The organism is Roseococcus sp. SYP-B2431, from assembly GCF_004336745.1.
GTDB lineage: Bacteria > Pseudomonadota > Alphaproteobacteria > Acetobacterales > Acetobacteraceae > Roseococcus.
In genome coordinates this window covers 634,247-646,524 of the sequence record NZ_SJXD01000011.1, presented here as the reverse complement: position 1 = coordinate 646,524, position 12,278 = coordinate 634,247, and the positions used below count along the sequence as shown (strand labels likewise).

Here is a 12,278-nt window from a genome sequence, read left to right as displayed (position 1 = left end):
GTCGTTCCCATGATCCAGTCCATCGTCGCGCCCCGCCAGATGATCATCGGCGGCGGCAGCCTCTCCCGCCTCGGCGAGCTGCTGAAGCAGTTCGGCCTCTCCCGCCCGCTGGTCGTGACCGACCCCTGGATGGTCAGCTCGGGCACGGTGGAGAAATGCCTGGAGCCGCTGCGCGCGGCCGGCATGACGCCGATGGTCTTTCACGAGACCGTGCCGGATCCGACCGACACGGTCGTGGCCTATGGCGTCTCCGTGCTGCAATCGGGCGATTTCGACGTGCTGGTGGGCTTCGGCGGCGGCAGCCCGATGGACACCGCCAAGGCCATGGCGATCCTGGCGGCGGCGCCGTCCGGCACGCCGATGAGCACCTTCAAGGTGCCCTTCGCAGCTGACAAGGGGGCGCTTCCCGTCGTCTGCGTTCCCACGACCGCCGGAACGGGCAGCGAGGCGACGCGCTTCACCGTCATCACGGATGTCGCGCGCGACGAGAAGATGCTGATCGCCGGCCTGGGCGCGCTGCCGCTCGCCGCCGTCGTGGACCACGAGCTGACGCGGACGGTGCCGGCCCGCACCAAGGCCGATACGGGCATCGACAGCCTGACCCATGCGCTCGAGGCCTATGTCAGCAAGCGGGCCAATCCCGTGTCGGACATGTATGCCGAGCGGGCGATGCGGCTGATCGGCCCACATCTGCGCCGGGTCTACAAGGACCCCGAGGATGCGGCGGCGCGCGAGGCGATGATGCTGGGGGCGACACTGGCCGGGCTGGCCTTCTCCAATGCCTCGGTGGCGCTGGTGCATGGGATGTCGCGGCCGATCGGGGCGCATTTCCACGTGCCGCACGGGCTCTCCAACGCGATGCTGCTGCCGGCGGTGACGGGCTTCGGGCTGAACCATGCCCTGCCGCGCTATGCGGAGGCCGCGCGCTGCGTCGGCTGCGCGGCTTCGGGCGATGCCGACCAGCTGGCCGGCGCAAAGCTCATGGAGGAGCTGCGCGCGCTGAACCGGGAGCTGGAGGTGCCCACGCCGGCGGCCTATGGCATCGGCGCCGACAAGTGGAACGGTCTCCTGCCCGTGATGGCCGAACAGGCCCTGGCCTCCGGCAGCCCCGACAACAACCCGCGCGTCCCCACGACCGATGAGATCATGACCCTCTACAGCGAGGCCTACGCCTAAGTTTCGGCAGGGGTCTGGGGAGGAGAGTGTGCCGCCCCGGCGGGGTCCGGAGCAGGGCCCCGATCCTATTCTTTCAGGGCATTGACCGGCGTCTTCCGCCACCGGTCGTTCCAGGCCGCCAGGGCCTCGATGGGCAGTGGCCGCCCGACCAGGAAACCCTGCGCCCGCTCCACTCCCAGGTTCCTCAGCAGCCGGAACAGTGCCGGGCTGGAGACCCCCTCGGCCGTAAGGCAGAGCCCGCGCCGCGCCAGCCTGCGGACCTGCTGCCGCGCCCGGGCCGAGCGGGGCAGCGACTGCACCAGCGAGCGGTCCAGCTTCACGCTGACGAAGGGAAGGCCCAGCAGGTTCCGGCGCGGGTCGTCGAGCAGGAAGTCGTCCAGCATGACGCCGTGCCCGGCGGCATTGAGCCGGCGAAGGGAGCGGCCCAGTCGGCTGCGGTCCTTCACGGGCGCCGTCTCGGTGAGCTCCACCATCAGGCGCCGCCGGGGCAGGCGGGAACGGAGAAGCTGCTGGCCCAGCCAGGCGACCACGTCGCGCTTCTCCATCTCGGGCACGGGCAGGTTCACCGAGACCGGGATGGGCAGGCGCCCGGGCAGGCGCGAGAGGTCACGGGCGGCGATGCGGGTGACGGCCGCGGCGAGCAGGCGCGAGAGGCCCATCTGCTCCATGGCCGGGACGAAGTTGACGGGCGTCAGCGACACCGGCTCGCTCCGCCAGCGGGCCAGGGCCTCGACCATGACCAGGCGCCGGGTGCGGGTGTCGACGATGGGCTGGTAGCGGAGCAGCAGCGAATCGCCCGAGAGCCCGGCCTTCATGCCGCCGGCGCTACGGCCAGCGCGCAGGGCGTCATGGGCGATGAGCCGCGTGCCGTTGAGCAGGCCGAGGAGGAACTCGCCATCCTCGGACAGGGCCGCCAACGCCGTGAGGGGGGAGATGACCGCGCGGGGCGAGGCCTCGGCCAGCGCGTCGACCAGGGAGCGCTGGATCGGCAGCTCGGCGTCTTCGAGGAGGATATGGGCGAAGCCGTTGGTATTGCCCACGACGGCGCTGAGCACCTCCGCCTGGGAGCGCAGGACCAGCGGGGCGGGACCGCGCAGGCGGCCGACGGCACGGGAGGCGGCCTCGATCAGCCCCTCGTCCTGGGCAAGCACCAGAACACGGCCAATTGCGGGGCCTAGCCCAGCGGCGGAGGGGTCGGCCCGCCGCTGGAACGTCTCAAAATCCGACACAGCCGCGAACCGTGATCATAGTTAAGAGACTACACGCAATACGATGCAATCTCAAACGTGGTCTGATCCAAATTGCGAAGGATTTTGACGTGACCCTGCGCCCCTCGGAGCGCCGCGCCGGCCCCCCGGCTCCGGCTCCTAGCGAATGGCCGTCTGTCCCTTGGGGGCGACCGGTTCGCGCTCGCCGCGCCGCAGCGTCTTGCGGCCGCTGAAAAGCACGATCGGCGCCGCGATGAAGACCGAGGAAGAGGCCGAGACCACGATGCCGAAGACCATCACCCAGGCAAAGCCGGCCAGCGTATCACCGCCGAAGAGGGCGAGCGGCAAGGCTGAGAGCAGCAGCGTCATGGAGGTGCCGATGCTGCGGTTCAGCGTCTCGTTGATCGAGAGATCGACCAGCTCCTGCAGGGGCATCGTCTTGAACTTGCGCAGGTTCTCCCGCATCCGGTCGAAGACCACGACCTTGTCGTTGGCGCTGAAGCCGATGACCGTGAGGATGGCCGCGATGGTCGTCAGGTTGAACTCGACCTGGAAGAGAACCATGAAGCCGACGGTCTTCGTGGTGTCCAGGATGAGCGTGATGATGGCCGCGATGCCGAACTGCCATTCGAATCGGACCCAGATGTAGATCAGCATGGCGATCAGGCTGAGGCCGAGTGCCAGCAGCCCGCCGAGGAAGAGCTCGTCCGACACGCGGTTGCCCACCGCCTCCACGCGAAGCACCCGGATGCCGGGCGAGGCCGCCTCCAGCGCGCCGCGGATGCGCGAGACGATCTGCTGGGTCTGCGCCTCCTCGGGCGGCGCCGGCAGGCGGACGAGCAGGGTGCTCTCGTCGCCGAACTGCTGCAGGCCGACATCGCCGAGGTTCAGCGCGCCGGTGGCCGCGCGCAGGGCGTTGATGTCGGCCGGGCCCTGGGTGCGGACCTCCATGATGATGCCGCCCTTGAAGTCGATGCCCTTCTCCAGCCCCGGATAGAAGGCGCCGACCAGCGAGGCGGTGGAGAGCACGCCGGAGATCACGAGGCCCATCACGGCCCCGCGCATGAAGCGGATCTTCGTCACGTCCGGGCAGAGGCGGAAGAGCGGGCGCGCCAGCCGCTGGGCGAAGCTCAGGCCCGGGCGCTCCAGCACGGGCAGCTCGCGCGGCTTGGTCCAGCGGTACCACCAGACGACGAGGAGCCGGGTGAGCACGGTGGCCGTCCACATCTGGACGATGGTGCCGATGGCGACGGTGACGGCGAAGCCCTTCACCGGGCCGGAGCCGAAGCCGAAGAGGCAGGCCATGGCGATCAGATTGGTCAGGTTCGAGTCGAGAATCGTCCCCGAAGCCTTTGTATATCCTGTCTCTAGGGCGCTGATCGGCGATCGGCCGTTCTTCACCTCCTCGCGGATGCGCTCGTTGATGAGGATGTTCGCATCCAGTGCGGTGCCCAGGGTGAGCACCATGCCGGCGATGCCGGGCAGGGTGAGCGTGGCCTCCAGCAGGGACAGGAAGGCCACCAGCAGGATGATGTTCACGGCCAGCGCGATATTCGCGAACCAGCCGAACAGGCCATAGGCGAAGCCCATGTAGAGGAAGACGAAGGCCGTGCCGACCGCCATGCTGATCATGCCCGCCCGGATCGCGTCGGCGCCGAGCTCGGGCCCGACGCTGCGCTCCTCCACCACGGTCAGCGGCGCGGGCAGGGCGCCGGCGCGCAGCAGCACCGCCAGGTCGTTGGCCGAGCGGACGGTGAAATTGCCGCTGATCTGGCCGCGGCCGCCGGTGATGGGCTCGCGGATATTGGGCGCGGTGATCACCTTGTCGTCCAGCACGATGGCGAAGGGCCGGCCCACATTGGCGCGGGTGATCTCGCTGAAGCGGCGGGTGCCGACACTGTCGAAGGTGAAGTTCACCACCCATTCGCCGGAGCGCGTATCCTGGCTGGCGCGGGCATCGGTGAGGTTGGCGCCGTCGACCTCGACGCGGCGGCGGACCGCGTAGCGCTCGCCGGCCTGCTCGCCATTCAGGAAGAGCACGCCGGGCGGGGGCGTCGGCGCCTGGACGTTGGCGGTGTCGTCGAGGAGATGGAAGGTCATGCGGGCGGTGCGGCCCAGCAGGTCCTTGATGCGCCCGGGATCCTCCACGCCGGGCAGCTGGACCAGGATGCGGTTCTGGCCCTGGCGCGCGATCAGCGCCTCGGCGACACCGGTCTCGTCGATGCGACGGCGGACGATCTCGATGGACTGCTCGACGGCGCCGGCCGACTTGGCGCGGATGCCGGCCTCGGTGACGGTGGCGGTCAGCAGCCCGTCGGGGGCGATGGCCACCTCGATGTCCGGCGCCTGGGCGCCGCCGGTGACGGTCACCGGATTGCCCAGCTCGCGCACGATGCGGAGCGCGGAGTCACGCTGGGCCGGATCGGTGATGCGGAGCGACATGCGGCGCTGGTCGGGCTGGGCGGCGAGCCCCGTATAGGCGATGCGCGGATTGGCCTGGGTCAGGCCGCGGCGGGTTGCCTCCACGAGGCCTTCCAGCCGCTCCCGCAGCAGGACGGAGGTGTCGACCTCCAGCAACAGGTAGGAGCCGCCGCGGAGATCGAGTCCCAGCGAGATCTGCCGGATCGGCGCCCAGCTCGGGAAGGCCGAGCGCGGCAGCAGGTTGGGCAGGCTGACGAGCACGCCCAGCAGGCAGACCAGGAGGATGGCGGCCGTCTTCCAGCGCGCGAAATACATCATGAGGGCGGAAAACCTCGAACAGCGATTCGGCCGGAACATGACGAGCGGGCGGGGGGGATGCAAGCCTCGGACGGAGGGAGTAGGGAGCGCGGATGGATTCCCCCCGGATCGGCGTCTTCGGCGCGGGCCATTTCGGCCGCTTCCACACCCTCAAGCTGCGCGCCGCGACCGGCGCGAGCCTGGCCGGGCTGCACGATGCCGACCCGGCCCGCGCCGCGCAGGTGGCGATGGAGGCGGGCTGCCCAGCGCTGCCGGCCGAGGCTCTGCTGGCCGCCTGCGACGCGGTGGTGATCGCCACGCCGACGCTCTTCCACGCCCGTCTGGCCGAGGCCGCGCTGAAAGCGGGCAAGCACGTCTTCGTGGAAAAGCCCATCACGGCGACGCTGGCGGAGGCCGATGCGCTGATCGCGCTCGCGGCCGAACGGCGCCTGGTGCTGATGGTCGGCCAGATCGAGCGCCACTCCGCCGCGATCCGGACCTTGCGGGAAAGCCTGGGCGGCCGCCGGCTGGTCTCGCTCGAGGCGGCGCGCGTGGCCCCTTTCCGGCCGCGCAGCCTGGACGTCTCCGTCGTCCTGGACCTCATGATCCACGACCTCGACCTGATCCTCTCCCTGGTGCCCGCGCCGCTGGCCGAGGTGCGGGCGGTGGGCGGCAGCCTCATGACGGCGCTGCCGGATTGGGCCGTGGCGCAGCTCCGCTTCGAGGACGGTACCCAGGCGCAGGTGACGGCCAGCCGTGTCGCCGTGGGGCTGGAGCGGAAGCTGCGGCTGCTCGGGCCCGAGGGCGAGATGCGGGTCGATTTCCTCGCGCGCAGCCTGGAGTTCCTGGCGCCGGGCGGCGAGGAGCCGGTGGAGGCCATGCCGGGCTGGGGCCTGACCCGCCGGAGCTGGGTGGATCACGACAGCCTGGAGGCCGAGCAGGCCGCATTCGTCGCGGCCATCCGCGACGGAACGCCCCGTGAGGCGAACGGCGCGCAGGGTCGTGCCGCCCTGGATGCGGCGCTGCGAGTCGAGGCGGCGCTAACCTGAGGCAAGGCGCGGGTCACCGATGCCCGCCGGTACACCGCCGAGGATGGCGATCTCTTTGAGACCGGCGCCCGAGCGCCATTCTTCGATGGGCCGATAATCTTGGAAGCCGCGGAGGCGCCGTTTGTCGGGCGGGCTCCGATCAAGAAAACCATTGTTGAACCGGCAGAAGACGAGCCTCAGGCCGGCGGCAAGCAGCGCCGCGGTTTCGAATTCGAGCACGGCCTGAGGCACGTCGGCGTCACGCTTCGAGGCGGCCAGTCCGGCAGCCGCGGTACGATCCGGGAACAGGAAGACGTGGCCGTTGATAAAGACGCGCCAGTCCTCGGGCGAGAGGCCAGGACCAAGGCGGCTCGCAAGACTTTTATCCGGCATCCCCTGGCGGCGCAGCATCTCGCCGCCTGGAACGCACAGCCACCTATCACGGTTGTCCGTGATCGCCTGACCGTGCCGCTCGGCAAGGGCTGCCGCTGGAAGTAATCCCTCATCCAGGATCGGCTTTACCGCCGCGACAGGTGTCGCGTGGTAAAGAAGAGGGACGCGCGCCGCGAAGCCGTTCAATGTCGCCGCAGCAGCTTCCCGGGCAGGGCGCCCGTGGCGATCCCGTTGCGATAGGTCACCACCCCGCGCTTGATCGTCGCGCGATAGCCCCGCGAGCCCTGCATCAGCCGCTTCCCGCCGGCCGGCAGGTCATGGAGCATGCGCGGCGCCTCCAAGCCGAGTTCGTCGCGCGCGATGATGTTCAGGTCGGCCAGCAGCCCGGGCGCCACCACGCCGCGGTCGCGCAGGCCCATGGCGCGGGCGGTGTCGCTCGTCTGGCGGCGGACCAGCTCCTCGATGCGGAAGCCGCGGCTCGGCCAGTGCATCAGCACGAAGGTCGGGAAGGAGCCGTCTGAGATGAAGCCGACATGGGCGCCGCCGTCGGAAAGGCCGATGATGGCGTTGCGGTGCCGCATGCATTCTGCCGATGCATCAAGGGTGTAGTCGGCGAAGTTCGTAAGCGGCGCGAAGAGGAAATTGGCTCCGTCACCCTCGGCGAGATAGTCGTAGGTGAAGTCTTCGGGCTTCTGGCCGGTGCGCTCGGCATGGGCCTCGAGGCTCTTCTCCCGGGGCGGCGCGTAGTCCGGCGGATCGCCGAAGGGGAACATGCGAGCCCAGCTCAGTCGTGTGATGAGCGGGAAATTGGAGCCTACAACGCGATCTTCCGACAGGATTTTCCGGCGGCGCTCCGGGTCGCGCATCGCGGCGGCGCGCACCTTCGGCGGCAGATGCGCGATCTCCTTGTAGGAGGGGCAGCCGGAAAAAGGATTCTGGCTGCCGACGAGGCCGAGCAGGATGCCGATCGGCCGCGGCGGGAAGACCGGCCGGATGTCGAGACCATTGGCCGCCGCCTCGTCCGACAGCGCCAGCAGCTCCTTCCAGGCCTCGGTCCGGTCGTGCCGGGCCGTGAGCGAGAAGAGGATGGGCCGGCCCGACGCCGCCGCCACGCGCCGGACGATGGCGAATTCGGTGGCGGGATCGGGCGTGTTCCAGTCGGAGATCATCTCCAGCAACCCGCCGCCGCCCTCGGTGAGTCCGGCGGCGAGGCCGATCAGCTCCTCCTCCTGGGCCTTGAGCGTGGGGGTGGGATCGCCGGCGAGGGTCTTGTGGCTGATGGTGCGGCTGGTGCTGGCGCCGAAGGCCCCGGCGGCGACGGCCTCGGCCGTCAGGGCGCGCATCGCGTCGATCTCGCTCCGGGTCGCGTTCTCGAGCTCCAGCGCCCGCGCGCCCATCACATGCACGCGGAGCGCGCCATGCGGCAGCAGGGCGCCGATGTCGATGTCGCGCTCCTTCCGCTCCAGGGCGTCGAGATATTCGGGAAAGCTCTCCCAGGACCAGCTCAGCCCCTCGTGCAGGACGGGGCCGGGGATGTCCTCCACGCCCTCCATGAGGGCGATCAGCGTCTCGCGGTCGGCAGCGCGGCAGGGCGCGAAGCCCACGCCGCAATTGCCCATGAGCGCGGTGGTGACGCCATGGATCGAGGAGGGGGCGAGATGGCTGTCCCACACCGCCTGGCCGTCATAATGCGTGTGGATGTCCACGAAGCCGGGGGTCACCATCAGCCCGCGCGCGTCGATCTCCTCGCGGCCGGAGCCGGAGACCGTGCCGACCTGCACGATCTCGCCGTCCTGGATAGCGACATCCGCCTCGAAGCCGGGCGTTCCCGTGCCGTCGACGACATGTCCGCCGCGGATGACCAGATCGTGCTTCATCGCATCGCCTCCGATCGCTGGATAGGGCAGGCCCGAAGGCGTGAATCGGTGGCGTTCATTGCTTTCCTCCCCGGATGAGACGGCCGGGCAGGGCCTCGGTCATCTCGCCATTGCGCTGCGTGACCTGCCCGGAGCAGATCGTCGCGGTGTAGCCCCTGGCGCCCTGGACCAGCCGCTTGCCGCCGGCGGGCAGGTCGTAGCGCATGTCCGGCCGCTCGATAGATAATTCTTGAAAATCAATAATATTGAGGTCGGACTTCAGATTTTCGGCGAGAACGCCGCGATCCTTGAGCCCGAGCGCATGGGCGTTGTCGGCGGAGAGGCGCTTCACCACGAACTCCACCGGCAGCCTATTGCCCCGCGCCCGGTCGCGGGCCCAATGGGTCAACATATGGGTGGTGTAGGAGGCGTCGCAGATATAGCCCACATGGGCGCCGCCGTCGCCGAGCCCCATCAAGGTGTGCGGGTGCGTCACCATCTCCCGGATCGCGTCGAGATTGCCGTCCGCATAATTCAGCAGCGGGCGGTTGAGGATGGCGCGGCCGCCTTCCTCCAGCATCCAGTCGTAGCAGAGGTCCTCGGGGTCGCGGCCCTGGATCCTGGCCTGCTCCAGGACGCTGGCCTCGGGCGGCGGCTCGTAGTCCGGCGTCAGCTTATAGATGCGGGCATAGTTGTTGAGGCGGGCATGCAGCGCCGGGTCCGCGGTGGGCTCGGCCAGGATGCGGGCGCGGCGCTCCGGGTCGCGCAGGGCGGCGGCGCGCTCGGCGATGGGCAGATGCGCCACCTCCCGATAGCCGGTCCGGGTGAGGAAGGGGTGCTGCGAGAGCTCCCAGCCGAACATGAGGCCCACGGGCCGGCCCATCACCTGGCCCGTGATGCGGATGCCCTCGGCATTGGCGTCGCTGACGCGGTCCAGCAGCCAGCGCCAGAAATCCGGGCGAGATTCGCGCTGGAGCAGGGAAAAGGTCATCGGCCGCTTCGCGAGGCGGGCGATCCGCATCAGCCGCTCCCATTCCTCCTCGGCGGGATCGTCGAAGTCGGAGATGAGCTGCATCCAGCCGCCGCCCAGGCCCCCGGCGATCTCCGCCAGCTCGATCTCGGCGGCGCCGAGGGTGGGGGTGGGCTCGCCGGCCAGCGTCCTGTGGGCGATGGCGCGCGAGGTGGAGAAGCCCAGGGCGCCGGCCGCGATCCCCTCGCGCGCCAGCCGGGCCATCTCGGCGCGGTCCTCGGCGGTGGCCGGCTCGCGCTCGAAGCCCCGGCGGCCCATCACGTGCACGCGCAGCGCCGCATGCGGCACCTGGGTCGCGATATCCATGTCGTAGGGGCGGGATTCCAGCGCCTTCAGGTATTCCGGGAAGGTTTCCCAGTTCCAAGGAAGTCCTTCCGTCAGAACCACTTCTGGGAGGTCTTCCACACCTTCCATGAGCTTCACGAGCATGTCGCGGCTCTCCGGCCGGCACGGCGCGAAGCCCACGCCGCAATTGCCGAGCAGCGCCGTGGTCACCCCGTGCAGCGAGGAGGAGAGGATGCGCGAGGTCCAGGTCGCCTGCGCGTCGTAATGCGTGTGGATGTCGACGAAGCCGGGCGTAACGAGCTGGCCGCGCGCGTCGATCTCCTCCGTCCCGCGCGGTACGGAGAGGTTCCTGCCGATGGCGGCGATGCGGGCGCCGTCGAGGGCGATGTCGGCCTCATAGGGCGCGGCGCCGGTGCCGTCGACGATGGTCCCGCCCCGGATGACCAGGCTGGGGTCGTTCATGGACATGTTTCCCGTTGTTTGACCCAGGATGCCACAGCGGCGGCGAAAGGGGGAGATGCGCGCGGCGGGCCGTTGCCGGCAACCTTGCCCGATGCCATGACGTTCACGGCTCCGGACCGGATTTCCCCCGAATGACAAGGGTTTGAGCTTGAGGCGCAGGACCATCGCGATCCTGGTCGCGGTCGCCTCGATCGCGGCCCTGGTGCCGGCTGGCCTGACGGCGGCCTGGTTCCTGCTGCCCGGCATCGAGCTGGCGCCCTATGCCGTGGGCCGCGCCTCGGCCGCGGCCGGTCGGGGCGTGGCGATCGAGAGCCTGCGCGTGACGCCCGGCCGGAACCTTGCCGTGGCGGCGCGCGGCGTGCGGCTCGCCAATATCGAGGGCGGCTCGCGGCCGGACATGATGACGCTGGCCTCCCTAGACCTGGAGCTGGAGCTCTGGCCGCTGCTCATGCGGCGCGAGGTGATCGTCACGCGCGCGGCGCTCGACGGACTGTCGCTGCTGCTGGAGCGCAACGCCGACCGCCAGCGAAACTGGCGCTTCAAGGAGCCTCCGCCCCAGGCTCCGACCCAGCCGGGGCCCGATCCGGAATCGCGGCGCGATTTTCCCATGATCCATGAGCTGCGACTGACGGGGAGCGAGATCGTCATCCGCACCAACAGCGGCCAGGCCCTGCGCGTCCGACTCGACTCCACGCGCCTGGCGGCGCCCGCGCGGGACCAGCCCGTCCGTCTGCTCGCCAACGGCGCCTACAACGAGGTGCCGGTGGTCCTCGACACCACCCTCGGCACCTATCTCCAGTTCTGGGACGTGCCCGAGCCCTTCCCGTTGGACCTCCATGCGACGGCCGGCGGCGACACGGTCCTGACCCTGCGCGGCACGGCGACGGATCCGCTGAACTTCGACGGCATCCAGGCCGACCTGGCCGTGGAAGCGCCCACCCCGGCGACGCTCCTCGCGCTCGGCGGCGGAGGCACGGGGCCCGCCGTGCCTCTCCGGCTCGGCGGGCGGATGGAGCGCCACGGCGACCTCTGGAAGCTCGCCGCGGTGACGGGCGCGATCGACGGCGCGCCGCTCGCCGGCCCTCTGCTCCAGATGGCTGAGGGCGGCGACGGCCATGCGGACCGAATCACCGCTCAGATCAACTTCACGCGGCTCGACCTCAACCGCCTGCTGGGCACGCCGGCCCGCGCCGGCGGGGCCCCCGCGGAGGACGCCGACGTGCCGCTGGTCGTGGAGGAGAAGCCCGACCCGATGGTCGAGGCCCGTCTCACGGCCGGAGACCTGCGCTACGGCCAGCTTCGCGCCTCCGAGGCCCGGATCCAGGCGGCCATCGTCGAGGGCCGGATCGTCGTGGACGAATTCGCCCTCCGGGCCTTCTCGGCGCGCATCTCCGCCCGAGGCCAGCTCGAGCGCCGGGGCCAGGAGGTCGGGGTGCTGGGCATGGTCGCCATGCGCGAGGGCGACGTGGAGACGCTGCGCCGCGCCTTCGGCCTGCGCGCGCTACCGGTCTCGGGGCGGCTGGAGGCGCGCGTCATCGTCCAGGGCCAGGGCCGGACGCTCAATACCGCGGGCCGGATGGCCAATCTCTCGGCCGTGGTCGCGATGAGCGGCGGCCAGATCCAGCGCGAGATCATCGAGATGGCCTCGACCGATATCCGCTCGCTCTTCCGCACGCCGCGCGGGATGACCCCGGTCTCCTGCCTGCTGGCGGTGGCGGAGATCCGGCGCGGGGTGGGGGAGGTGGCGCCGCTGCGCATCGAGGCCGGCACGGGCACCATCGAGGGGATCGCGAGCTTCGACCTGAACCGCCGGCAGCTCGACCTCGTCATCGGCAGCCGGCGCGACACGACCAACTTCTTCGCGCTGGACATCCCGATGCGCGTGAGCGGCAGCTTCGCCGATCCGAGCATCCGCCCGGCGAGCTGGTCGCCGGAGGGGCGGGCGAAGCTGGCGGCCGGCGACACGGTGGCGGCGGTCCCCGCCGAGCTGCGCGATTTCGCGCGCGGGAACCGATGCTTCCGCGTGAGCGAGGGCACGGCGGTGCCGGCCGCCGCTCCGGCGCGTCCCGCCCGGAACACGCGCCGGGCCCCGCCGCCGCAGCGCCGGGGTTCCCGGCGATAG

8 protein-coding genes are annotated in these 12,278 nt (G+C 70.4%); 3 read left to right on the top strand and 5 right to left on the bottom strand.

Annotation, left to right across the window (positions count from 1 at the left end; translation table 11 throughout):
* Positions 1–9: 9 nt before the first annotated feature.
* Positions 10–1,176 (top strand): iron-containing alcohol dehydrogenase, encoded by a 1,167-nt coding sequence (locus tag EJV46_RS04360; protein WP_131547359.1) that lies wholly within the window; start codon positions 10–12, stop codon positions 1,174–1,176.
* Between the two features lie 65 nt (positions 1,177–1,241).
* On the opposite strand, the gene EJV46_RS04355 is transcribed toward EJV46_RS04360, so the two are convergent.
* Entirely contained in the window at positions 1,242–2,327 is a 1,086-nt protein-coding gene (locus EJV46_RS04355) for an EAL domain-containing protein (protein ID WP_131547358.1), read from the bottom strand.
* Between the two features lie 216 nt (positions 2,328–2,543).
* On the bottom strand, positions 2,544–5,123 hold the full coding sequence (gene secD / locus EJV46_RS04350) for a protein translocase subunit SecD (RefSeq protein WP_131548026.1): 2,580 nt from the start codon (positions 5,121–5,123) through the stop codon (positions 2,544–2,546).
* A gap of 92 nt (positions 5,124–5,215) precedes the next feature.
* On the opposite strand from secD, the gene EJV46_RS04345 reads away from it, so the two are divergent.
* A complete protein-coding gene (locus EJV46_RS04345) occupies positions 5,216–6,151 on the top strand; it encodes a Gfo/Idh/MocA family protein (protein WP_131547357.1) in 936 nt (311 codons plus the stop codon).
* Here EJV46_RS04345 and EJV46_RS04340 read toward each other — a convergent pair.
* Genes EJV46_RS04340 through EJV46_RS04330 form a run of 3 tightly spaced genes read right to left on the bottom strand, consistent with a single transcriptional unit; the run spans position 6,143 to position 10,156 of the window.
* A complete protein-coding gene (locus EJV46_RS04340; protein ID WP_131547356.1) occupies positions 6,143–6,709 on the bottom strand; it encodes a DUF7002 family protein in 567 nt (188 codons plus the stop codon). The genes EJV46_RS04345 and EJV46_RS04340 overlap by 9 nt on opposite strands.
* Positions 6,706–8,400, bottom strand: a complete 1,695-nt coding sequence (locus EJV46_RS04335) for an amidohydrolase family protein (RefSeq protein WP_131547355.1) — start codon at positions 8,398–8,400, stop codon at positions 6,706–6,708. The genes EJV46_RS04340 and EJV46_RS04335 overlap by 4 nt, the downstream gene beginning before the upstream one ends.
* Before the next feature lie 55 nt (positions 8,401–8,455).
* Positions 8,456–10,156 (bottom strand): amidohydrolase family protein, encoded by a 1,701-nt coding sequence (locus EJV46_RS04330; protein ID WP_131547354.1) that lies wholly within the window; start codon positions 10,154–10,156, stop codon positions 8,456–8,458.
* Between the two features lie 148 nt (positions 10,157–10,304).
* Here EJV46_RS04330 and EJV46_RS04325 point away from each other — a divergent pair, with 148 nt between their 5' ends.
* Positions 10,305–12,278: an AsmA-like C-terminal region-containing protein gene (locus EJV46_RS04325; RefSeq protein WP_131547353.1), complete on the top strand. Its 1,974-nt coding sequence runs from the start codon at positions 10,305–10,307 to the stop codon at positions 12,276–12,278.

What these genes read in the sequence shown, in the direction of transcription:
- EJV46_RS04335 (WP_131547355.1), bottom strand. Translation starts at nt 8,400, where the DNA reads ATGAAGCACGATCTGGTCATCCGCGGCGGACATGTCGTCGACGGCACG.
- secD (WP_131548026.1), bottom strand. Translation starts at nt 5,123, where the DNA reads ATGATGTATTTCGCGCGCTGGAAGACGGCCGCCATCCTCCTGGTCTGC.
- EJV46_RS04360 (WP_131547359.1), top strand. Translation starts at nt 10, where the DNA reads ATGATCCAGTCCATCGTCGCGCCCCGCCAGATGATCATCGGCGGCGGC.
- EJV46_RS04330 (WP_131547354.1), bottom strand. Translation starts at nt 10,156, where the DNA reads ATGAACGACCCCAGCCTGGTCATCCGGGGCGGGACCATCGTCGACGGC.
- EJV46_RS04345 (WP_131547357.1), top strand. Translation starts at nt 5,216, where the DNA reads ATGGATTCCCCCCGGATCGGCGTCTTCGGCGCGGGCCATTTCGGCCGC.